Here is a 22,743-nt window from a genome sequence, read left to right on the forward strand (position 1 = left end):
CGGCACCGACAGAGCCGGTCCACGGATCCCGGCCGGGTGCGCGCCCGGCGCCGGGACCGGAGGTCAGCGGCGGATCAGGCCCTGTGCGGTGGCGGCGGCGACCGCGGACGTACGGGAGTCCACCCCCAGCTTGGAGTAAATGTGGACGAGGTGGGACTTGACGGTCGCCTGGCTGAGGAAGAGCTGTTTGCTGATCGCGGCGTTCGACAGGCCGTCGGCGACGAGCTGGAGGACCTCGGTCTCGCGGCGGGAGAGCGCGGTGGCGGGGGTCCGCATCCGGTCCATGAGGCGCAGTGCGACGGTCGGGGCGAGCGCCGACTTCCCGGCCGCGGCGGTGCGCACCGCGGCGGCCAGCTCCTCCGGCGGGGCGTCCTTGAGGAGGTAGCCGGTGGCGCCGGCCTCGATGGCGGCGAGGATGTCGGCATCGGTGTCGAAGGTGGTCAGGACGAGGACGCGCGGGGCCCCGGGGGCGGCGGCGATCGCGGCGGTGGCCTGTGAGCCGAGCATCCGGCCGCCGAACTGGAGGTCCATGAGGACCACGTCGACGTCGAGCCGTGCGGCCAGGCCGACGGCCTGCTCGGCGGTCGGTACATCGGCGACGATCTCGAAGTCCTCCTCGGTCTCCAGCACGGCACGCAGTCCGGCGCGGACCACGGGGTGGTCGTCGGCGAGCAGCAGCCGGATGCGCCGGGGGCGGGCGGGAGCGGCCGGGAACTCCGGGGAGTCCGCCGCGGTCACGAGGCGGCCTCCGGTGCGGCGTGCGGCGCGGCGGCGGGCGCGGGCGCGGGGCAGGGCAGGGTGACGGCGACCGCGGTGCCCTCCCCCGGGGCGGACTCGACGACGAGGGTGCCCTGGAGGGCGCGGGCCCGGGCGCGCATCGCGGCGAGACCGAAGCCGGTGCCGGGGACCGCGGCGGAGCCGGGGGCGGGCACCTCGGCGGGCACGAACCCGGTGCCGTCGTCGACGATGTCCAGCGCGACCTCGGTGTCCATGTAGCTGAGGGTCAGCTCGACGCGGCCCGCGGCGGCGTGCCGGACGGTGTTGGCGAGCGCGGACTGGGCGATGCGCAGCAGGGCCACCTCGTGCGGGGTGGGCAGCGCGGTGGGCACGCCGGAGACCTGGCAGTGCACGGCGAGCGGGGAGGTACGGGCCGTGGTGGCGCAGAGCCGCTCCAGGGCGGCGGGCAGCGATCCGGCCTCCAGGTCGGGCGGGCTGAGCGCGCGCACGAAGCGGCGTGCCTCGGCGAGGTTGTCGACGGCGGCGGTGCGGGCCTGCCGGACGTGGCCGAGGGCGGTGCCGGGCCGCTCCGGCAGGGCGCGCTCGGCGGCCCGCAGCAGCAGCTGGATGCTGGACAGGCCCTGCGCGAGAGTGTCGTGGATCTCGCGGGCGAGCCGTTCGCGTTCGGCGAGCACACCGGCGGCGTGTTCGGCGTCGGCCAGTTCGCCGCGGGTCGCGGTGAGCTCCTCGATGAGGCGGCGGCGCTGTTCGCTCTCCCGGTAGAGGGCCTCGTACCCGAGGACGACGGCGACCGCGACGGCGGCGCCCAGGGCCGGGCCGAGCACCGTACCGACGCTCAGGGTGTGGGTGTGCCATCCGAACCCGGCGATGGCGGCGAGGGTGGTGGCCGCGACCGCGGGCAGGGCCCAGCGCGTCGGCAGCAGATGCAGCTGGACGAAGAAGAGCGGGAAGGCCACCCAGACGCCGTCCGGGGTGAGGGCCAGCAGGACCAGCCAGACCAGGGCCAGGGCGGTGAGCCAGAGGGCGGCGGCGCCGGTGGAGGTGCGCAGCCGGGGCAGCCGGGGGCCGGTGACGTAGAGCGCGCACAGCGCCACCGCGGCGGCGAGCACGGCGGGGGCGTCGGGGGTGCGGTCGGCCACCGCCCGTACGGCGGCGAGCGCGAGCAGCGCGGCCACCATCAGATGCAGGCAGCTGCGCAGGGCCCGCAGGACGGGGGTGAGGGAGTGAGCGGTCACGGCTTCTTCGGTCACGGCCCGTCCAGGCTACGGGCCGGGGGCACCCGCGGCATCAATCAAACGGTTGACCGCGGGGCGCACCTTTCGGCGCCGGCGGACCCCTCCCCGGCGCGATGCCGCGGCCCCGTCCGGGACGCGACGGTGGGGAGCAGCCGCCGGGCAGTCGGGTCCGGCGCCCCGATCCGAAGAGGGCAGCACGTGTTCGTCGCCTGGAGAGACCTGAGATACGCCAAGGGACGGTTCGCCCTGATGGGCACCGTCGTCGTGCTGATCACGGTGCTGGTGGGCCTGCTGTCGGGCCTGACGGCGGGCCTGGGCCGGGAGAACACCTCGGCGATCACCGGGCTGCCCGCCGACCGTCTGGTGTTCTCGGCGCCCGCCGACGGCAGCAAGCTCGCGTTCACCGATTCCCGGCTGCCGGAGCGGACCGTACGGGCCTGGGCGCGGGTGCCGGGCGTACGGCATGCCGAGCCGCTGGGCATCACGACGACCCGGGCGGAGGCGGGCGGCCGGACCGCCGCGGTGTCGGCCTTCGGGGTGCGGCCCGGATCCGGGCCGGCGCCGGAGCGGGTCGCTGACGGTGCGGTGGTGCTGTCCGGGAAGGCCGCCGCGTCGCTCGGGCTGCGGGCCGGCGGGCAGCTGACGCTGGGCGGGCGGACGTTCGAGGTCGCGGCGGTGTCGGGCGCGGCGATGTACAGCCACACCCCGGTGGTGTGGACGTCGCTGGGCGACTGGCAGCGGCTCGCGGGCGGCGCCGGTCCGGCCGCCCGCGACGAGGGCCCTGACGGCGGCGCCGCCCCCGGCGCGACGGTGCTCGCCCTGTCCACCACCGGGCCGGCCGGTCTGGCGGCCGCCGACAAGGAGCTCGGCACGAAGACCGTCACCACGGACGAGGCCGTGCGGGCCATCGGCTCGTTCACCGCCGAGAACGGTTCGCTCCAGCTGATGCGCGGCTTTCTGTTCGCCATCTCCGCGCTGGTCATCGGCGCGTTCTTCACGGTGTGGACGATCCAGCGCAGCGGCGATGTCGCGGTGCTGAAGGCGCTGGGCGCCTCGACCGGCGCGCTGCTGCGGGACGCGCTCGGCCAGGCCGTCGTCCTGCTGGTGTCCGGGACCGCGCTGGGCACCGCCCTGGCGGCGGCGGTCGGCGCGGCGGTCGGCGGCACCGTGCCGTTCGTGCTCGATCCGCCGACGGTGCTGGTCCCGGCCCTGATCATGATCGCGCTGGGCGCCGCCGGCGCCGCGCTCGCCATCCGCCGCCTCACCTCCGTCGACCCGCTGACCGCCCTGGGAAGTGCCCGATGAGCCTCGAACTGACCGATGTCACCCTCACCTACCCCGACGGCGACGCCCGGCTGACCGCGCTGGACCGGGTCTCGCTGACCGTGCCCCCCGGTGGTCTGACGGCGGTGATCGGGCCGTCCGGATCCGGGAAGTCCAGCCTGCTCGCGGTCGCCGCGACGCTGATCCGCCCGGACCGCGGACGGGTGGTGATCGACGGCACCGACACGGCGGGACGCGGCCGCGCGGAGCTGACGGCGCTGCGCCGGACCACCATCGGCACGGTCTTCCAGCAGCCGAACCTGCTGCCGTCGCTGACGGCCGCCGAGCAGCTCCAGGTGATGGCCCATCTGGACGGCCGTCCGCCCCGTGCGGCGCGCTCCCGGGCGCGGGACCTGCTGGCGGCGGTCGGCCTGGCGGAGCTCGCGGACCGGCGGCCGCACCAGCTGTCGGGCGGCCAGCGGCAGCGGGTCAATATCGCGCGGGCGCTGATGAACGAGCCCGCGGTGCTGCTGGTGGACGAGCCGACCAGTGCCCTGGACCACGAGCGGGGCGCCGCGGTGCTCGCGCTGCTGCGCACCCTCACCAAGGAGCGCGGCACCGCGACGGTGCTGGTCACCCATGACCCCGCGCATCTGGACGCGGCGGACGAGGTCGCCGAGGTACGGGACGGCCGGCTCCGCCCGCACCGCGGCGTCCGCCGCTGACGCGCACCCCCGCGGCCGGGTCCCCGCCCGGCCGCGGTGGCCCGGCGGAACCGGCTCCGCGGAGGGGCCTCAGCCGCCCGCGGTGTCCTGAGGCTGGTCGTCCGCCGCGTGCGAGAAGAGCTTGAGCACCGGGACGCCGACCTTGTGGCGGGCGCGGGAGGTCCAGTCGCGGTGGAAGAACTCCTCGACGAAGTGCGGGGTGGTCAGCACGATCACCTCGTCCGCGCCGGTCTCGTCGACGATGGACTGCAAAAGGTCCAGCGGTTTGTTCTCGACCACCTGCCCGACGGCCTCCGAACCGGCGTCGCGCAGCGCCTGGAGGGTGTGCGCCAGGGCCAGCTCGGCGGGGGCCTCGGCCTGGGAGCCGCCGGGTTCCTCGGCCTCCCGTACGGCGTCGTCGAACTCGCCGAGGGCGACGTCGTCGATGGCCCGCAGCAGCACGTCCTGCTTACCCCGCGGCTGCATGAGCACGACGAACGAGATCCGGTCATCACCGTGCAGGGTGGTCACAAACTCCACGTCGGCGGGCGTCAGAGGCTTCTCGATCATCAATACGCTCGTGAACACGACGGACGCCCTTCTTCTCTTCGGGGCGCCGCATGGCACGGAGCCCGACAGACACCATCCTGCCCCGTCGTCACGCGGGACCTGTTGGCTTTTAGTGTGCCCAACCGAAGCTAAGCGGAACAGGTTGTTCCGCTGATTGTCAGGACCGACGGTAGCGAGTGAACAGGAACCCGGCCTCTTCCAACACCGATGCCAGGGCGAACCGCTCCGGCACCGCGACGGCGGGACCGTTCATGATCCGCGCCGCGTCACCCAGGGCGACCACCGGCGCCAGCGACAGACACATCTCGTCCAGCGCGTCGGCCGCCGCCAGCTGCCCCAGCAGCCGCGGCCCGCCCTCCGTCAGCAGCCGGTGATGGCCCCGCCCGGCCAGCACCCCGGCCACCCGGGCCGGGTCGACCCCGAGCCCCTCACCGGCGAACAGCACCTCGGCGCCCGCCGCCCGGGCCTCGGCCACCCGGTCCGCCGGCGCCGCCGCACCGGTCAGCAGCACGGTGGGCACCAGCGGCTCGGTGAACAGGGGCAGCGTGAAGTCCAGCCCGAGACCGGCGGTCACCACGGCGATGGCGGGGGCCGGGCCCTGGCCGGCGGCGGCCCGGCGGGCGGCGAACGCCTCCCGGGCGCGGCCCGGCCGGTAGCCCTCCTGCCGCACCGTCTCCGCCCCCACCACCACGGCGTCCGCGAGCCCCCGCAGCACCCCGAAGATCCGCATGTCGGCCGCGCCGGACAGCGGCTGCGAGCGGCCGTCGTGATGGGCCGCGCCGTCCAGGGAGGAGACCATGTTCGCCCGCAGCCAGCCGGTGCGCCCGGAGCGCACCGGGTCGTCCGCCGCCGGGTACGCATAGGCCGCGGCCAGCTCGTCCAGCGTCCACTCGCGGTCCGTGGATTCGGTCGTCGCCGCCCCACTGCTGTCGAGGTCAGGGGCCGGTACGGGTGGGGCGGGGAGCGGGAACAGGCGTCGCATGGCGGCAGTGTGACATGCCTCGCTCACCGGACCGGCGGGTACCGCACACGCGATAGGCTGGACGGCTGTGTCGCCTTCCCAGTCCTCCGCCCCGCAGACCGACCCGGCCGCCGGACCGCCGGCCGACGGTGCCGACGCGGTGCCCGCCGCACTCACCGCCCGCGCCCCGCACGTCCCGGCCGACCGCCTGGTCGCCGAGATGGTGCCGCCGCCGCGCTTCCAGGGCGCCCGCTTCGACACCTACATCCCGGACGCGAAGCAGCCCAGCCAGGCCGAGGCCGTCCAGGTCCTGAGCGACTTCGCGGACGGCATCGACGCCGGACGGGCCGGCGCGGGCAAGCGGCGCTGGTTCGCCAGGAAGCCGGCCGCCCCCCAGGGCCCCCGCGGGGTCTATCTGGACGGCGGCTACGGCGTCGGCAAGACCCATCTGCTCGCCTCCCTGTGGCACGCCACCCCCGCGCCGGCCGAGCGCAAGGCATTCGGCACCTTCGTCGAGCTGACCAACCTCGTCGGCGCGCTCGGCTTCCAGCAGACCGTCCGGACGCTCGGCGACCACAAGCTGCTGTGCATCGACGAGTTCGAGCTCGACGACCCCGGTGACACGGTCCTGGTCTCCACCCTGCTCGGCAAGCTGGTGGACGCCGGGGTGGCGCTGGCCGCCACCTCCAACACCCTCCCCGGCAAGCTCGGCGAGGGCCGGTTCGCGGCCGCCGACTTCCTGCGCGAGATCCAGGGGCTGAGCGCCCACTTCCGTCCGCTGCGCATCGACGGCGAGGACTACCGTCACCGCGGGCTGCCCGAGGCCCCCGCCCCGTACGACGACGAGACCGTCACGCGCACCGCGTACCGCACCCCCGGCGCCTCGCTCGACGACTTCCCCTCCCTGCTGGACCATCTGTCCAAGGTGCACCCCAGCCGCTACGGCGCCATGTGCGACGGCATCGAGGCGGTCTGCCTCACCGATGTCCAGGCGGTGCCCGACCAGTCCACGGCGCTGCGGCTGGTCGTCCTCGCGGACCGGCTCTACGACCGCGAGGTGCCGGTGGTGACCTCCGGCAAGGCATTCGACGAGCTGTTCAGCGACGAGATGCTGCGCGGCGGCTACCGCAAGAAGTACTTCCGGGCCATCTCCCGGCTGACGGCGCTGGCCCGCGACGCGGGCTCCCTGGTGGCCGACGCGCGGTAGGCGGATCAGCGGCCACACCCGGTTGGTGCCCGCGGGCTGGTTCCCGGCGGCCCGGCCGCGTGGTACACACGAGCGGGTCACGCCACCTGTCCGCCAACAGGGAGTTGCCCATGTCCGCGACACGACGTCAGATCCTGGCAAGAACCGGTGCGCTGGGGGCGGGGATCGCCTTCTCCGGAAGCCTCACCGAGCTCTTCACGGGAACCGCGACCGCCCAGAGCATGGGCCGGCGCGGCTACGGCCCGCTGGTGCCGGACCCGGACGGTCTGCTCGACCTCCCCCGGGGCTTCCGCTACCGGGTCCTGTCCCGGGAGGGCGACCCGCTGCACTCGGGAGAGGGCAAGGTGCCCAGCAACTGTGACGGCATGGCGGCCTTCCCCGGCGCTCCCGGCCACCGCGGCGGCACCCACCTGGTCCGCAACCACGAGAACCGGACGAACTCCCGCCAGGCCGTCCCCCGGGTCCGCGATCTGACCTACGACCCCGGTGGTGAGGGCGGCTGTACGGCCCTCGCACTCGACCGGGACAACAAGGTGCTCTCGGAGCGGGTCGCCATCGCCGGCACCTCCACCAACTGCGCGGGCGGCCCCACCCCCTGGAACACCTGGCTGACCTGCGAGGAGACCGAGCACCGGGCCGGTGAGGAGAACTACACCAAGGACCACGGCTTCATCTTCGAGGTCGATCCCTACGACCCGCGGCGCACCGGAGCCGTCCCGCTGACCGCGATGGGCCGCTTCCAGCACGAGGCGATCGCCGTGGACCCCGGCACCGGCATCGTCTACGAGACCGAGGACGCCTTCGAGAAGCCGTTCGGCCTCTTCTACCGCTTCCTGCCCAACAAGCCGATGGGCGGCCGCGGTTCGCTCAGGGCCGGCGGCCGCCTCCAGGCCCTGCGCGTCCCCGGTGTGCCCGACCTCTCCACCATCCAGCGGCCCGGCACCACCTTCGACCACGTCACCTGGGTCGATGTGCCCGACCCGCTGGCCCGTGAGACCCCGATCCGCTTCCAGGACTTCGGACCCCAGGGCATCACCCACGCCCAGAAGCTGGAGGGCTGCTACTGGGGCGGCTCCTGCGTCTACTTCATCTCCAGCTTCGCCCACCGCAAGGACGGCTCGGCGGCCGACCACTACGGACAGGTCTGGAAGTACGACCCGAAGAAGCGGCGGCTCACCCAGGTCGTCGTCTTCGGCCCGGACACCGATCTCCAACTGCCCGGCGAATCCCCCGACAACATCTGCCTGGCGCCCAGCGGCGGCCTGATGGTCTGTGAGGACGGCGACGGCGCCCAGCATGTCTTCGGCCTCACCCGGCGCGGCGAGGTCTATGCGATGGCCCGCGGCCGGCAGAACATCGGCACCCCGGAGAAGCCGGAGTGGGGCGAGTTCGCCGGCGTGACGTTCTCGCCCGACCACCGCACGATGTACGTCAACTGCTATACGCCGGGCACGACGTTCGCGGTGAGGGGGCCTTGGGAGCACTGAGGCGGGGGCGGTGACGGGGGCGGGGGCTGGTGGCGCTGAGGCCGTGACCGGGGCGGGCATCGCTGGGGCGGGGGCTGGGCTCTGGCGTCACTGAGGCTGCGCCGGGGGCCTGGTGGCGTTGAGGCTGCGCCGGGGGCCCACTCCCCCCACCCCCGAACCCACCCCCGCCCCCTCCCCCGAAGGGGGAGGAGGGGGAGGGGGCGGGGGAGAGCCGGCGGCCCTTCAGCGGCGCTTTCGCCCGAAGCCGCCCCCCCTCAGCCCCGCCGGGAGCTGAGGGCGCACGCGGCCGCCGTGGCGGTGGCCGCGATGAGGCCGGTGGCGGCGAGCGGTAGCCAGGGGGTGCTGATCGTTCCGTGGACGGAGCCGGTGACCAGGCCCGATACGGCGGCGTTGGCGGGCGAGGCGGCCAGGACCAACAGCAGCAGGGCGGCGAGCAGACCCGTCGCGATGCTCCAGCCGGTGCTGCGCAGCACCGGCCAGTTGCTCAGCGCGCCGATGGCGACGCCCATCAGCAGGCACACCAGCGCGGCCAGCAGCCCGGCGAAGGCCGCGGGCGGCACCGGAACGGCCACCTGGTGGTCGGTGGAGCGCGGGTCCGACAGCAGCACGACCACGGCCGTGCCGAGCAGTGCCGGCAGCAGCCCGGTGCCGGCCGCGGTCAGGACACAGGCGAGGTGTACCCGGCCGGGCCCGGCGGCCGCCGCGGCGCAATTGCGGGCGGCCGGCGGCTCGTTGGTGACACAGACCCGGGTCAGCCATACGGCGGCCGGAAGCAGCCCGCCGGCGGCATAGCCGAACGCGTCGAGGATCGGCCCGCCGCCCTGGACGCCGATGGCCAGCCAGGCGGCGTAGAGGATGACCGGCGGCAGCCAGCGGTGCGAGCCGATGAGCAGTGCCGTCTGATAGCGGAGGAGAGCGATCACGGGAGGGGGGCCTCATGGGGTGCGGGGGAATCGTCGGCGGCGGGGAGGGCGTCGTCGGGTGGCAGCGGGACGGCGGTGACCGAGCGGATGTGCCAGGGCGGACGGGCGGTGAGCAGCGCGCGCAGCAGGGCGTCTGAGTGGACGGCCGGCACCGTCAGCCGGGTCGTCCCGTCCGGTCCGGGCACGATCTCCGGCCCACCGGGCAGCCGCGGCGCTCCGGCGGCCGGCAGACTCGCCGCCGCCCCTTCGGCCTCGATGCGCACACGGGGACCGGCCGCGCCCGTAGTACCCGCCGCCGAGCCGCTCTCCTCGTCGGTCAACAGCCGTCCGTCCACGACCCGGTAGCGGGCGTCGGCGGCGCCCGCCAGCCGTTGCGGGTCGTGGTCGACGAACACGACGGTGCCGCCGTCCGCGACCCGTTCGGCGACCGCCCGGTCGAGCACCTCGCGCGCGCCGCCGTCCAGACCGGTCCATGCCTCGTCCAGGACCAGGAGGTCGGGCTCGGCGAGCAGCGCCTGGGCGACCGCGACCTTCTGGCTCGTTCCCTTGGACAGCTCGGCCAGCCGGGTTCGGGCGTGCCCGGCCGCCCCGAAGCGTTCCAGCCACTCGGTGGCGCGGCGGGTCGCTTCGGGTCCGGGCAGCCCGTGGACGCGGCCGAGGTGGGTGAGGTAGCCGACGGCGGTGAAGGGGAGGGCGACCGGGAAGCGTTCGGGCACATAGGCGGTGCGCGGGCGGCCGGTGATCCGGCCGGTGCTGGGCCGGTCGATCCCGGCGAGCAGCCGCAGCAGGGTGGACTTCCCGCTGCCGTTGGTTCCCTCGACGCGCAGCAGCGCGCGGGCGGGCACGTCGAGGTCCACCTCCCGCAGCACCCAGGGGCCGCGCACCCCGTACCGCCGCCCCACCCCGTCCAGCCTCATACGTTCCGGCACCTCCGCTGCCTCCTGGCGGCCCCACCGCTCCACCACTCCCGACGGTAGCCGGGCCTTCCTCCCGGTGACTGCCCGGGGCGGCGTTCGGCTGCGGACCGTACGCGCCCCAACCTCGCGCCGGGCGGCCGGTGTTGGGCCTCGTCACGGCCGGCGGGTGGCCGAGCGGCGGGAGCGGGCCGGGGGCGCTGTCGGTGGCGGCTGGCAGACTGGGCGGGTGACCAGCACCGAGACCGCCGGGCCGGCCGGCAACAGCGACGGCAGCCCCTTCGAGCACGCGGAGACCGACCGGGACGCCGCGCCGCAGTTCGTGCTGCCGCTCGTCGTACGGATCGAGCGGGAGGCCCCGCCGGCCCGTACGGACGCGCTGGAGACGGCCGCACGGGCGGTGCTGGTGCTGCTGTCGGACGAGCGGTCGGCCGGGGACGGCGAGTGGGCCGCGGCGGTGCGGGACTGGCAGGACGCCCGGATCCGGAAGGTGGTGCGGCGGGCGCGCCGCGCCGAGTGGCGGCGGGCGACGGCCCTGCCGGGCATCACGGTCACCGGCCACGAGGCCGAGGTACGGGTCTTCCCGCCGGTACCACTGGACGGCTGGCCGAAGGACCTGGCGCGCCTCCAGGTCTCGGGCACCGAGCTGGACGATCCGCGGCCGCCCGGGGCGCCCGGCGACGGCCCGGTGCTGTGGTTCAACCCCGAACTGGAGATGTCGGCGGGCAAGGAGATGGCGCAGGCCGGGCACGGTGCGCAGTTGGCGTGGTGGGAGCTGTCCGAGGAGGAGCGGGCGGCGTGGCGGGCGGCCGGGTTCCCGCTGTCGGTGCGGTCCGCCGGGCGCGCGGAGTGGGACGCGCTCACCCGCAGTGGTCTGCCCGTGGTGCGGGACGCCGGGTTCACGGAGATCGCGCCGGGCTCCTGCACGGTCGTGGCCGACCACCCCGCGCTGCGGAGGGCCCTGTCGGCCGGAGGGTGAGCCGGCGGGCCCGGCACCCGTCCCGATCAGGCCACCGTCCGGCGCCGCTCGCGCCGGTCACCGCCGTACGGCAGAGGTGGGCCCGTGGCGGCGCCGGGCAGCCCCGCCACGGCGCCGGTGAAGCTCAAATCAACCTCTGAACTCGGCCGGTGCAGGGTTCGGCCGGGCCCCACGCGGCATGAGTACGACACCACGGAGCGAGAGGGGGAGCCATGGAGCGCCTGGGTACCGGAATCGGCTGGCGGCCGGAAATCGCCGCGGAGATCGCGGAGCTGCCCGGGGTGGACTGGGTCGAGGTGGTCGCGGAGAACATCTGCCCGGGCCATCTGCCGTACGCCCTGGAGGAGTTGCGCGAGCGCGGCACGACCGTGATCCCGCACGGGGTCTCGCTCGGCCTCGGGGGCGCCGACCGTCCGGACCCCGGCCGGCTGACCGCCCTCGCCGAGCGCGCCGAGGCGCTCGGCGCACCGCTGGTCACCGAGCACATCGCCTTCGTCCGGGCGGGCGGTCCGCTCACCGCCTCGCCCCGTATGGAGGCCGGGCATCTGCTGCCGGTGCCAAGGACCCGGGACGCGCTGGACGTGCTGTGCGAGAACGTACGGATCGCCCAGGACGCCCTGCCGGTGCCGCTGGCGCTGGAGAACATCGCCGCCCTCATCAACTGGCCGGGCGAGGAGCTGACCGAGGGGCAGTTCCTGGCCGAGCTCGTCGAGCGGACCGGGGTGCGGCTGCTGATCGATGTCGCCAACCTCCACACGAACCGCATCAACCGGGGCGAGGACCCACAGGCCGCCCTCGACGCGCTGCCGCTGGACGCCCTCGCCTACGTCCATGTCGCGGGCGGGGTGGAGCGGGACGGGGTGTGGCACGACAGCCACGCCCACCCGGTGACCCGGCCCGTGCTGGACGTGCTCGCCGCGCTGTGTGACCGGACCACCCCGCCCGGCGTGCTGCTGGAGCGGGACGACGACTTCCCCGAAGGCGGCGAACTGGCCGGCGAACTCGATGCGATACGCACCGTACTGAAGGAGGCCCGCCATGACCGGGCGGCTTGAGGCGGTGCCGGACATCGCGTCCGTAGTGGAGGCCGGAGTGGACAGCCCCACCGACACCCACCCCGCCCGCCAGCGACTGGCCCTGGCGCAGACCGCGCTGCTGTCCGCGCTGGTCGCCGGGACACCCGCCCCCGAGGGCTTCGACCGCACCCGGCTGCGGGTGCAGAGCCGGGCGCTGGCCGCCAAGCGGGCCGATGTGGTCGCCAAGGTCGCGCCCGAACTGCCCGAGATCCTCGGCGCCGACTACCGGGCCGCCTTCGCGGACCATGCCCGGAACCGGCCCATGAGCGGCGGCTACCGCCAGGACGCCCTGGACTTCGCGGCGTATCTGCTGGCCCAGGGGCGGCCCGAAGACCCGGTCGCGCGGCGGCAGTTGACGCGTTGGTGGCGGGAGCGCGCGGGCCCGAAGCCGCCGTCCGCGCGGCCCGCGGCCCGGCTGGCGCGCGCCCTGCGGCTCTTCCGGCGCCGGGGGTGACCGCGATGTCCTACCCCCAGTCGGTGTACGCGGGGATCGCCGCCTCGTCACTGGTGCTGATCCTCGGCACCGTATGGGTGCGGCTGCGCACCCCGTCCGTCCGGCGGACCGACGCCCTGGCCCATGACGTGTGGGAGATGGCGTTCCTGGCCGGCGGCCCCGGGCGGGTGGTGGACGCCGCGCTCGCCGGGATGCACGAGGACGGCCGGCTGGCCGTGGGCGGCCCCGGAGTGGTGACCGTGCGCCAGGCGCTCGCCCGGGACGCCGTCGAGGCGGCCGTGCTGGACGCGATCGCCCGGACACCCGGCGGGGCACTCGCCGCGCTGCGGGCCACGGCGATGCGCAGCGCGGCGGTACAGGGCGTCGGCGACGGGCTGGCGGCCCGCGGACTGCTGCGCCGGCCGCGGCTCGGCCGGGGCTGGCGCCGGTGGGCGGGCGTCCAGATGGCGGCGTGCGGGGTGCTCTTCCTCGTGGGTGTGCTGCTCTCGGTCGCCGGGTCCGGCGGGGACGACGGGTTCGCGGTGCCGCCGGTCGTCACGACCGCGCCCGCGGTGATCGGTGGTCTGGTCGTGGCGTCGCTGTGCCGGAAGGCGTTCACCCGGCGGATCACCAGGGCGGGGTCGTTCGCCCTGCACACCGCGAAGGCGGCGTCCGCCCACGCGGGCGCGGGCGGGGCCTGGCAGCCCGCCGGGCTGGTGGTGGCGCTCGGCGGTACGGCGCTGATCGCGGACGAACTGCTGCGGCAGCAGTTCGAGGAGGCGCAGCGGGCCGCGGCGGGCAGCGGCTCCGCGGCGTCCGGCAGCGCCGCGTCCGATGCCTCCGGGAGCGGCTCGGGGAGCGACGGTGGCTCCTGGTGCGGCTCCTCCGACGGCGGGTCCGGATGCGGCAGCGGCGGCTCGTCGTGCGGCGGCGGTGCGAGCTGTGGGGGCGGCTCGTCGTGCGGGGGCGGGTCGAGCTGCGGCGGCGGGGGCTGCGGGGGTGGCTGAGCCCGGCGGGCCACTGCCCGCATACTGAGAAATTTGTGGCGGTCGTCGTGTCGCCTCGCATAAAAATACCGACATGTGGCTGCTCTTCTTCCTCGTCGCCTGTTCGGCGGCGGTGCTGTCCTGTGCGCTGCTCTGCCGTGCGGCGGTCGCCGCGGCCCGCGCCACCCCCGGGCCGGCCCCGCGGCCGGCTCCCGAGACCGTCCCGGATGCGGCCGCAGCGCGCCGCGGCCCCGGCCTGACCCTGTACGAGATGGCGTACCTGTCGGGCGGCCCGCACCGACTCGCCGACGTGGTGCTGGTGCTGATGGCCCAGCAGCGGCGGCTGCTGCTCGCCGACACCGGCTGGGCCACCGTCGTCGACCCGGTCGGCCAGGACGCCGTCGAGCGCGCCACCCTCACCGCCATCGGCCCCGAAGGGCAGCGCCGCATACCGGCGATACGGGACGCCCTGGTCGGCGACGACGCGGTGCGGCAGGTGGCCGACCGGCTGGTGACCGACGGGCTGGCGGTGCCCGCCACGGTCCGTCCGGGTGTCGGCAGCGCCGTCCGTCTGGTGCAGGGCGCCGCCCTGCTGGTGCTGCTGTCCGCCGCCGCCTCCTACTGGATGGCTCCGGCCGGCGCGGACACCGGGCTGCTGCTGGCCTGGTTCTCGCTGCCGCTGATCCTCACCCTCGGGACCTGGGCCGTGGCCCGCTTCGAGCTCCACCCGTACAGCGACTGGGCCACCACCGCCGGCGAGCGGCAACTGCCCGGCGTGGGCCACTCCCCCGCCGCCCCTGCCACGCCCGCCTCCCTCATCACTCTTGCCCTCCGCGGCCCCGCCGCCCTCACCGATCCCGCCTTGCGCGCCGCGCTCCACTCTTCCGGGGCATAGCCTCCGACACCGGAGCCAGGTGCTTTACAACGACAATCGCCGCCCCAACTATCCCTTTTGTATGCACACACGAAGGGACGGCCAGTGAGAGCACTTGCGTTGTACGGCACCATCGGGTCGCTGCTGGTGACCGCCCTCGCCACTGCCCCGGCAGGCGGCGCCACGGGGGCCGCCGCCGCGCCACCCGCACCCGTTCCGCACCGCATCGAATTCGGCCGCTGCGCCGCGGTGGAGCATCTGCCGTCGACCGTCGAGTGCGGCAGACTCACCGTTCCCCTCGACTACGCGCGCCCCGACGGCAAGAAGATCCACCTCACCGTCAGCCGGATCCGCGCCACGGCGCGCGGTGAGCGGCAGGGCTCCCTGGTCTTCAACCCCGGCGGCCCCGGCGCGTCCAGCATGGAGTTCCCGCTCTACGGGACGCTCCCCAAGTGGCGCAGGGTGGCCCGGGCCTATGACTTCGTGGGCTATGCGCCACGGGGTGTGGGCCGCTCGGCGCCGCTGTCGTGCCAGAACCCCAAGGAGTTCGCCAAGGCGCCCACCGACAGCCGGATGCACCCCGATGCCGCCTTCAAGCACCGGAAGCGGGCGGAGGCCAGGGAGTACGCCCGCGGCTGTGTCCGCCGGGCCGGCGCGGACCTGCCGTACTACAACTCCGTCAACAACGCCCGCGACCTGGACATGCTGCGGGCCGCGCTCGGCGAGAAGAAGCTGACGTTCATGGGCGCGTCGTACGGGACGTACTTCGGTGCGCTCTACGCGACGCTGTTCCCCGGCCACGTACGGCGGATGATCTTCGACAGTGTGGTCAATCCCGCGCCCCGGAAGATCTGGTACCAGAACAACCTCGACCAGGACATCGCCTTCGAGCGCCGCTGGGGCGACTGGCTGCGCTGGGTCGCCCGGCACCACGCCCAGTACCACCTCGGTACGACCAAGAAGGCGGTGCAGCAGGCGTACAACAAGGCCGCGAGCAAGCTGCGCCGCACCCCGCTCAACGGGAAGATCGGCGCCGGCCAGCTCCAGTCGGCGTTCCTGAAGACCGGCTACAACGACGCCTTCTGGCCCATGCGCGCCGAGGCGCTCGCCGGGTACCTGCACGGCAACCCCAAGCCGCTGATCGCCCAGGCCCTGCCCCGGGACACCGGCGCCGCCGCCGAGGAGAACAGCAACGCCGTCTACACGGCCGTGGAGTGCAATGACGCGCCCTGGCCGCGCGCATGGCGGACGTGGAACCGGGACAACACGGAGATCGCCCGGATCGCCCCGTTCGAGACCTGGGACAACGCCTGGATGAATCTGCCGTGCGCCTTCTGGCCCGACCGGCCGGCGTCGGCCGCGGCCGAGCTCGACGCCGCGGTGCGCCGCGCGGACCACCCCGCTGCCGGGCGGGACCTGGCCGATGTCGCCGGCCATGTGGCCAGGACCCAGGTCGACGACGCGCTCCATGGGCGGCGTGGTCCGCTCGATGTCCATACGGAGCCCGGTGCGCTGCCGCCGGTGCTGCTGCTGGCGGCCGAGCGGGACGCGGCGACGCCGTACCGGGGGGCGCTGGAGCTCCAGCGCCGGCTGCCCGGCTCCTCACTGGTCACCGAGAACGGCGCGGGCACCCACGGCATCGCGTTCAACGACAACGCCTGTGTGACCAAGTACGCCGAGGCGTATCTGCTGCACGGGAAGGTCCCGGCGCACCGGGCCTACTGCGCACCGCGCGCGGAGCCGCTGCCGGGCCAGCAGGCGACCCGGGCCCAGCACGCCCTGCCCGGGAAGTAGCCGCCCCCCATTGCGCCGCGGGCCGTCCCTGAGGGGGCGGCCCGCGGTGCGGTGTCCGGGGCCCGCCCGGACGCGCGCGTCCGGTTACGCCAGACCCGCGACCAGCTCGGCGACCGGCTTGCGCCGCCCCGTGTAGAACGGGATCTCCTCGCGGACGTGCATCCGCGCCTCGGAGCCGCGCAGATGACGCATCAGGTCGACGATGCGGTACAGCTCATCGGCCTCGAAGGCCAGCACCCACTCGTAGTCGCCGAGCGAGAAGGACGGCACGGTGTTGGCGCGCACGTCCGGGAAGCCGCGGGCCATCTTGCCGTGGTCGGCCAGCATCCGGCGGCGGTCCTCGTCGGGGAGGAGGTACCACTCGTAGGAGCGCACGAAGGGGTAGACGCTCACATAGGCGCGCGGCTGCTCGTCGGCCAGGAAGGCCGGGATGTGCGACTTGTTGAACTCGGCGGGACGGTGCAGCGCCATGTTCGACCACACCGGCTCCAGCGCACGGCCCAGACGGGTCCGGCGGAAGAGGTTGTACGCCTCCTGGAGGGCGTCCGAGCTCTCCGAGTGCCACCAGATCATCAGGTCCGCGTCGGCCCGCAGGCCGGACACGTCGTAGGTGCCGCGGACCACCACGTCCTTGGCCGCGAGCTGCGCGAACAGCTCCTCGACCTCGTCGGCGAAGCCGCTGCGGTCCTCCGGGAGGACCTCGCGCAGCTTGAACACGGACCAGAGGGTGTAGCGGATGACCTCGTTGAGGTCCTTGGCCTTCTTGCCGGCGTGCGGCACCTTCTCGGGCGCCGCGGGGGGCTGCGGCGCGGAAGCGGGAGTGGAAGCGTCTGTCATGTGGTCCATTCTCACTCGGCGGGGACGGCGTCCGGCGTCAGGGTGCCGAGGAGCTCGTCCGCGGCGCGGCGCGCCGAGCCGATGCAGGCCGGGATGCCGACGCCGTCGTAGACCGCGCCGCACACCCGCAGCGCACCCGGCATCCGGGCGACCGCCGCGCGGATCCCGGCGACCCGCTCCAGATGGCCGACGGAGTACTGCGGCAGTCCGCCTTCCCAGCGGGTGACCGTGCTCGCCACCGGCCGGGCGGCCAGGCCGGCCGCCGCGCCGAGGTCGGCGAGCGAGAGGGCGACCAGTTCGGAGTCGTCGCGCTGGAGGTCGGCGGTGTCCTGGTACCGGCCGAGGGAGGTGCGCAGCACGAAGAGATCGGGGTCGGCGGCGTCGATCCAGCCCCATTTGTGGCTGGCGAAGGTCGCGGCCTTGATGCGGTGGCCGTCGACGGGCGGTACGAGGAAACCGCTGCCGCCGGGCATCCGGTCCAGGTCGGCGCGGCGGAAGGCCATGGTGACCAGCGCCATCGAGGCGTAGTCGACGGTGTCCAGCGCGGCGGCCGCGTCGGGGCACTCGGTGCGCAGCAGGCCCGCCGCGGCGCCGGCGGGCGTGGCCAGCACGACCGCGTCGGCCTCGATGGTCCGGTCGCCGAGGCGGATCCGCCAGCCCTCCCCCGCGGACCGGTGGAGGGCCTGGACGGGGGTCCCGAGGTGGATCTCGCCGCCGGCCCGGCGGACGGCCTCGGCGACGGCGGCCGGCAGCGTCCCGATGCCGCCGTCGATGCCCATGAAGACCGGAGGGGTCCGGTCCGGCCCGCCCGGAGGCGCGGTGGCGGCGGCGCGCGCCTGGAGGGCTCGTACGCCCTCGATCAGGGAGCGCTGCGCACGGGCGGCCTCGAAGAGCTGCGGGACGGCGGCGCGCATCGAGATGCGGTAGGCGTCGCCCGCGTAGACGCCGCCGAGCAGCGGCTCGACGAGCCGGTCGACGACCTCCCGGCCGAGCCGGGCGGCGACATAGGCGCCGACCGCGACGTCTTCACCGGCCTCGGTCCGCGCCAGCGTCTCGTCCTCGGCGATCCGCGCCATCCCCTCCGGCGAGATCACCCCGGAGGCGGCGAGCAGACCGAGATCCCCGGGGACGCCCATGACGTGTCCCTTGGGCATCGGGCGCAGCGCACCGCGGGTCCACAGCGCCGCGTTGGCCGTGGCGGGCGGCTGGAGACGGTCGCCGAGCCCGACCTCGCGCGCGAGGTCCACCGCTTCCGGGCGCCTCGCCAGCATCGATTCGGCACCGAGATCGACGGGGACGCCCGCGATCGCACCGGCTCGCAGCTTCCCGCCGAGCCGGCCGGACGCCTCCAGGACGGTCACCCGGGCGCCGCCTTCGAGGAGGCGGTGCGCGGCCGCCAGCCCGGAGATGCCTCCACCGATGACGACGGCATGACCGGGCTCGCGGCCCGTACGGGTGTGCGCTGCGCTCATGCCTCCACTCTCTCAGAGCCCACCGACACGACCGTGACCGGATCGCGATCCGCGGACGGCGGCCCCGGTGGGCCGCGTCCGTCGAAGGGCCCACAACGGCACGCCACTTCGAGAGGGCGCGTCATGCGGGAAGCTGTACGGACGGGGAAGCCGGGGAAGCGGCAGGGCACCGGGGCGGCCGAAGCGTCCGATACGGCGGCGGAAGGTGTCCGGGAGCCCCGTTGACAGCGGGCGGCGACGGGCAAAGACTCGTGGTCGGCGGGCTTCGATCTTCGTACCGCCGCACCGATGCCGAGCCGGGACAGCGAGGACAGCGCCTGATGACCGACCCACGCGTACGGGATGTGTACATCGTCGATGCCGTACGGACCCCCGTCGGCAAGTACGGCGGCGCGCTGGCCGGGGTACGGCCCGACGACCTCGCCGCCCATGTGGTCAAGGCCCTGGTGGACCGCACTCCGGACCTCGATCCGGCGCGCATCGACGACGTCTGCTTCGGCGATGCGAACGGTGCGGGCGAGGACAACCGCAATGTGGCGCGGATGGCGGTGCTGCTGGCCGGGCTGCCGGTGACCGTCCCCGGCGTGACCGTGAACCGGCTGTGCGGGTCGGGCCTGGAGGCGGTCATCCAGGCGGCCCGCGCCATCGCGCACGGCGATGCGCATATCGCGGTGGCGGGCGGCGTGGAGTCGATGAGCCGGGCCCCCTATGTGCTGCGCAAGCCCGAACGCGCCTACCCGGCGGGCCATCAGGAGATGTTCTCCTCGACGCTGGGCTGGCGGATGGTCAATCCGCGGATGCAGCCGGAGTGGACGGTCGCGCTGGGCGAGGGCGCCGAGCAGATCGCCGACCAGCACGGCATCACCCGCGAACAGCAGGACGTCTTCGCGCTGGCCAGCCACCAGAAGGCGGTGCGTGCCTGGCAGGAGGGCGCCTACGACGCCGAGGTCGTACCGCTGCCGGACGTGGACCTGGTGCGCGACGAGGCGATCCGGGAGGCGTCCTCCCTGACGTCGCTGTCCAAGCTGAAGCCGGTGTTCCGCCCGGCCGGCGGCACGGTCACCGCCGGGAACTCCTCGCCGCTCAACGACGGTGCGGCCGCACTGCTGCTGGTCGACGAGGAGGGGCTGCGGGCCACCGGGCGGGAGCCGCTGGCCCGTATCCGTGCGAGCGCGGTGACCGGCGTCGAGCCGCAGCTGTTCGGCCTGGGCCCGGTGGAGGCGGTCCGGCGCGCGCTGGAGCGGTCCGGGCGCGGCTTCGACGAGGTGACCACCTTCGAGCTCAACGAGGCGTTCGCGGCCCAGGCGTTGGGCTGTATCGGGCAGTGGCCGGAGCTGGACCCCGCGGTGGTGAACCCGCGCGGCGGCGCCATCGCCATCGGCCACCCGCTGGGCGCGTCCGGCGCCCGTCTCGCGGGCTCGGTGGCCCACCAACTCGCCGCCCTGGGCTCGGGCACCGGACTCGCCGCACTGTGCATCGGCGTGGGCCAGGGGCTGGCACTGGTCCTGGAGCGCTGAGCACCGCCCCGGCGGGCCGGACCGCCGGTGTCCGCCGCGCGGCGCGGGCCCGGCCGGCCCGCGCGGACACCGTGCGGGCCGTAACGTAACGGGCCCGGGCGCCCGCACCTCCAGGACACGAAAGTCGCCGGCACCCCACACGACAAGCACTCGCACGACGCACCACCCGCACAGCGCACCACCCACACCACGAAGCACCCACTCGGCGAAGGGGACCCGGCATGGCGACGGAGCGGCTGGTGGTCGTCGGAGGCGATGCGGCGGGGATGGCCGCGGCATCGCAGGCACGCCGGCTGCGGAAGCCCGACGAGCTGACGATCACCGCCTTCGAGCGCGGCCACTTCACCTCGTACTCCGCCTGCGGCATCCCGTACTGGGTGGGCGGCGACGTCGACGGCCCGGAGGCGCTGATCGCCCGTACGGCCGACGAGCACCGGGCCCGGGACATCGATCTGCGGATGCGTACCGAGGTCACCGAACTCGATCTGGACCGCGGCCGGGTGCGTACCCGGGAGCTGGACGACGGCGGCCGGGAGTCCTGGACCGGCTTCGACAAGCTGGTGATCGCCACCGGCGCCCGGCCACGCCGCCCCGGTCTGCCGGGGATCGACGCGCCGGGGGTGCACGGCGTGCAGACCCTCGACGACGGCCAGGCCCTGCTGGACACCCTCGACGCGTCGTCCGGCCGGCGGGCGGTCGTCGTGGGCGCGGGCTACATCGGCGTGGAGATGGCCGAGGCGCTGATCCGTCGCGGCTATGCGGTCACCGTCCTGGAGCAGAGCGCCCAGCCGATGTCCACCCTGGACCCGGACATGGGCGCGCTCGTCCATGAGGCGATGTGCGGGATGGGCATCGAGACGGTGTGCGGGACGACCGTCACCGGTGTGCTGACCGATACGGAAGGGCGGGCCCGCGCGGTCACCACCGAGGACGGCGAGTACCCGGCGGATGTGGTCGTGCTGGGTCTGGGGGTCCGCCCCGAGACCACGCTCGCCGCCGCGGCCGGGCTGCCGCTGGGCGAGTCCGGCGGGCTGCTCACCGATCTCGCGATGCGGGTCCGCGGCCAGGACCACATCTGGGCCGGCGGCGACTGTGTGGAGGTGCTGGACCTGATCTCCGGGCGCACCCGCCATATCGCGCTGGGCACCCACGCCAACAAGCACGGGCAGGTCATCGGCGCCAATGTGGGCGGCGGCTATGCCACCTTCCCCGGTGTCGTCGGCACGGCCGTCAGCAAGGTCTGCGATCTGGAGATCGCCCGGACGGGGCTCCTGGAGCGGGAGGCGCTGGCCGCCGGACTGCGTTTCGTCACGGCGACCGTCGAGGCCACCAACCGCGCCGGCTACTACCCCGGCGCCCGCCCGATGCACGTCAAGATGCTCGCCGAGCGCCGTACGGGCCGGTTGCTGGGGGTGCAGATCGTCGGCCGCGAGGGCGCCGGCAAGCGGGTGGACATCGCGGCGGTCGCGCTCACGGCCGGTATGACGGTGGAGCGGATGACCGCCCTCGACCTCGGCTATGCCCCGCCGTTCTCCCCGGTCTGGGACCCCGTCCTGGTGGCGGCCCGCAAGGCGGCCGGGGCCGTACGGGCCGCCGGGGCCTGACCCGGCGGTGCGGCGCCGGACCGCCCCGGCCCGGCCGCCGTCCCCGTCCTCGCGGCGGCCTCGCTCAGCGTGCCGTCTGCGTGTGGACGTACTCGACCAGGCGGGTCAGCGCGTCCGGGTCGGTGGTCGGCAGGACGCCGTGGCCGAGGTTGAAGATGTGGCCCTCCAGGCCGGCGGCGGCGTCGAGGACCTCACGGGCCTTGGTCTCGACGGCCTCGCGGGGGGCGAAGAGCACGGCCGGGTCGATGTTGCCCTGGAGCGCCTTGCCGGGGCCGACCCGGCGGGCCGCCTCGTCCAGCGGGACCCGCCAGTCGACGCCGACGACATCCGCGCCCGCCTCGCCCAGCAGGCCGAGGAGTTCACCGGTGCCGACACCGAAGTGGATCCGCGGCACGCCCAGGCCCTCGACGGCCCGGAAGACCTTGGCGGAGGCCGGCATCACGGAGCGGCGGTAGTCGGCCGGGGAGAGCGCGCCGACCCAGGAGTCGAAGAGCTGCACCGCGCTCGCCCCGGCGGCGATCTGGACCTTGAGGAAGGCGGCGGTGATGTCGGCGAGCCGGTCCAGGAGGTCGGCCCACAGCTGCGGGTCGCCGTACATGAGGGCCTTGGTGCGCTCGTGGTTGCGCGACGGGCCGCCCTCGACGAGGTAGCTGGCGAGCGTGAAGGGCGCCCCGGCGAAGCCGATCAGCGGGGTGCCGCCCAGCTCGCGGACGAGCATGCCGATGGCCTCGGTGACGTAGGAGACGTCGCCGGTCTCCAGGGGGCGCAGCTGCTCCAGATCGGCGCGGGTGCGGATCGGGTTCTCGACGACCGGGCCGACGCCGGGCTTGATGTCGAGGTCGATGCCGATGGCCTTGAGGGGGACCACGATGTCGCTGAAGTAGATGGCGGCGTCGACGTTGTGGCGGCGCACGGGCTGAAGCGTGATCTCGGTGACCAGCTCGGGCCGCATGCACGAGTCGAGCATCGCGATGCCCTCGCGGACCTTGCGGTATTCGGGGAGCGAGCGCCCCGCCTGGCGCATGAACCACACCGGGGTGTGCGGCACCGGCTCCCGTCGGCACGCCTTGAGGAAAGCCGAGTCGTACGTAGCGGTCTGCTGCTGGCCCGTGGCCTGGTTGTTGGCGCTCACGCCCCAAATCTTCGCACGACGGCCCGCCCGCCCATCG

Annotated in this window: 19 protein-coding genes and 1 pseudogene; 11 read left to right on the forward strand and 9 right to left on the reverse strand. The window is 74.6% G+C overall.

Annotation, left to right across the window (positions count from 1 at the left end; all coding sequences use genetic code 11):
- Positions 1–63: 63 nt before the first annotated feature.
- Positions 64–738: a response regulator gene (locus ACFWJW_RS05880; RefSeq protein WP_387235477.1), complete on the reverse strand. Its 675-nt coding sequence runs from the start codon at positions 736–738 to the stop codon at positions 64–66.
- On the reverse strand, positions 735–1,988 hold the full coding sequence (locus ACFWJW_RS05885) for a sensor histidine kinase (protein ID WP_387235480.1): 1,254 nt from the start codon (positions 1,986–1,988) through the stop codon (positions 735–737). Before ACFWJW_RS05885 ends, ACFWJW_RS05880 begins: the two co-directional genes overlap by 4 nt.
- 183 nt (positions 1,989–2,171) lie before the next feature.
- On the opposite strand from ACFWJW_RS05885, the gene ACFWJW_RS05890 reads away from it, so the two are divergent.
- Both ACFWJW_RS05890 and ACFWJW_RS05895 read left to right on the forward strand, forming a co-directional pair.
- Positions 2,172–3,278: an ABC transporter permease gene (locus tag ACFWJW_RS05890; RefSeq protein WP_387235483.1), complete on the forward strand. Its 1,107-nt coding sequence runs from the start codon at positions 2,172–2,174 to the stop codon at positions 3,276–3,278.
- Entirely contained in the window at positions 3,275–3,961 is a 687-nt protein-coding gene (locus tag ACFWJW_RS05895; RefSeq protein WP_387235486.1) for an ABC transporter ATP-binding protein, read from the forward strand. The genes ACFWJW_RS05890 and ACFWJW_RS05895 overlap by 4 nt, the downstream gene beginning before the upstream one ends.
- Before the next feature lie 69 nt (positions 3,962–4,030).
- Here ACFWJW_RS05895 and ACFWJW_RS05900 read toward each other — a convergent pair whose 3' ends face one another.
- On the reverse strand, positions 4,031–4,528 hold the full coding sequence (locus tag ACFWJW_RS05900) for an indole-3-glycerol phosphate synthase (RefSeq protein WP_387235489.1): 498 nt from the start codon (positions 4,526–4,528) through the stop codon (positions 4,031–4,033).
- A gap of 139 nt (positions 4,529–4,667) precedes the next feature.
- Positions 4,668–5,492: a pyrimidine reductase family protein gene (locus tag ACFWJW_RS05905; RefSeq protein ID WP_387235492.1), complete on the reverse strand. Its 825-nt coding sequence runs from the start codon at positions 5,490–5,492 to the stop codon at positions 4,668–4,670.
- Between the two features lie 67 nt (positions 5,493–5,559).
- Here ACFWJW_RS05905 and zapE point away from each other — a divergent pair, with 67 nt between their 5' ends.
- Entirely contained in the window at positions 5,560–6,678 is a 1,119-nt protein-coding gene (zapE, locus tag ACFWJW_RS05910; RefSeq protein WP_387235495.1) for a cell division protein ZapE, read from the forward strand.
- A gap of 110 nt (positions 6,679–6,788) precedes the next feature.
- The gene (locus ACFWJW_RS05915) at positions 6,789–8,165 is read left to right on the forward strand and encodes an alkaline phosphatase PhoX (protein WP_387235498.1); all 1,377 of its coding nucleotides are present in this window, start codon (positions 6,789–6,791) and stop codon (positions 8,163–8,165) included.
- Between the two features lie 254 nt (positions 8,166–8,419).
- On the opposite strand, the gene ACFWJW_RS05920 is transcribed toward ACFWJW_RS05915, so the two are convergent.
- Complete coding sequence (locus ACFWJW_RS05920; protein ID WP_387235501.1) at positions 8,420–9,088, reverse strand: ABC transporter; 669 nt, start codon at positions 9,086–9,088, stop codon at positions 8,420–8,422.
- On the reverse strand, positions 9,085–10,005 hold the full coding sequence (locus ACFWJW_RS05925) for an ATP-binding cassette domain-containing protein (protein ID WP_387235504.1): 921 nt from the start codon (positions 10,003–10,005) through the stop codon (positions 9,085–9,087). The genes ACFWJW_RS05920 and ACFWJW_RS05925 overlap by 4 nt, the downstream gene beginning before the upstream one ends.
- Positions 10,006–10,231: 226 nt before the next feature.
- Between ACFWJW_RS05925 and ACFWJW_RS05930 the strand changes: the two genes are divergently transcribed.
- From ACFWJW_RS05930 to ACFWJW_RS05950, 5 genes and pseudogenes are all read left to right on the forward strand, one after another.
- Complete coding sequence (locus ACFWJW_RS05930; RefSeq protein ID WP_387235507.1) at positions 10,232–10,981, forward strand: aminoacyl-tRNA hydrolase; 750 nt, start codon at positions 10,232–10,234, stop codon at positions 10,979–10,981.
- A gap of 212 nt (positions 10,982–11,193) precedes the next feature.
- Positions 11,194–12,511 (forward strand): annotated as a pseudogene (locus ACFWJW_RS05935) (DUF692 domain-containing protein).
- 5 nt (positions 12,512–12,516) lie between these two features.
- Complete coding sequence (locus ACFWJW_RS05940; RefSeq protein ID WP_387235510.1) at positions 12,517–13,497, forward strand: TIGR04222 domain-containing membrane protein; 981 nt, start codon at positions 12,517–12,519, stop codon at positions 13,495–13,497.
- Positions 13,498–13,570: 73 nt separating this feature from the next.
- On the forward strand, positions 13,571–14,371 hold the full coding sequence (locus tag ACFWJW_RS05945) for a TIGR04222 domain-containing membrane protein (protein ID WP_387235513.1): 801 nt from the start codon (positions 13,571–13,573) through the stop codon (positions 14,369–14,371).
- An 84-nt stretch (positions 14,372–14,455) separates the two neighbouring features.
- On the forward strand, positions 14,456–16,144 hold the full coding sequence (locus ACFWJW_RS05950) for an alpha/beta hydrolase (RefSeq protein ID WP_387235516.1): 1,689 nt from the start codon (positions 14,456–14,458) through the stop codon (positions 16,142–16,144).
- An 84-nt stretch (positions 16,145–16,228) separates the two neighbouring features.
- Here the strand turns inward: ACFWJW_RS05950 and hemQ are convergent, their stop codons facing one another.
- Together hemQ and hemG are read right to left on the reverse strand one after the other, a co-directional pair.
- Positions 16,229–16,981 carry a hydrogen peroxide-dependent heme synthase gene (gene hemQ, locus ACFWJW_RS05955; RefSeq protein WP_387235519.1) on the reverse strand — a complete coding sequence of 251 codons (753 nt, stop codon included), beginning with the start codon at positions 16,979–16,981 and terminating at the stop codon, positions 16,229–16,231.
- A gap of 11 nt (positions 16,982–16,992) precedes the next feature.
- Positions 16,993–18,453 (reverse strand): protoporphyrinogen oxidase, encoded by a 1,461-nt coding sequence (gene hemG, locus ACFWJW_RS05960; RefSeq protein ID WP_387235522.1) that lies wholly within the window; start codon positions 18,451–18,453, stop codon positions 16,993–16,995.
- A gap of 320 nt (positions 18,454–18,773) precedes the next feature.
- Here hemG and ACFWJW_RS05965 point away from each other — a divergent pair, with 320 nt between their 5' ends.
- Positions 18,774–19,970 (forward strand): thiolase family protein, encoded by a 1,197-nt coding sequence (locus ACFWJW_RS05965; protein WP_387235525.1) that lies wholly within the window; start codon positions 18,774–18,776, stop codon positions 19,968–19,970.
- 221 nt (positions 19,971–20,191) lie between these two features.
- The gene (locus ACFWJW_RS05970) at positions 20,192–21,574 is read left to right on the forward strand and encodes an FAD-dependent oxidoreductase (protein ID WP_387235528.1); all 1,383 of its coding nucleotides are present in this window, start codon (positions 20,192–20,194) and stop codon (positions 21,572–21,574) included.
- A gap of 64 nt (positions 21,575–21,638) precedes the next feature.
- Here ACFWJW_RS05970 and hemE read toward each other — a convergent pair whose 3' ends face one another.
- A complete protein-coding gene (gene hemE / locus ACFWJW_RS05975) occupies positions 21,639–22,706 on the reverse strand; it encodes a uroporphyrinogen decarboxylase (RefSeq protein WP_387235531.1) in 1,068 nt (355 codons plus the stop codon).
- Positions 22,707–22,743: the final 37 nt, after the last annotated feature.

Origin of the sequence: Streptomyces sp. NPDC127097, assembly GCF_042724075.1 — a bacterium.
Lineage (GTDB): Bacteria > Actinomycetota > Actinomycetes > Streptomycetales > Streptomycetaceae > Streptomyces.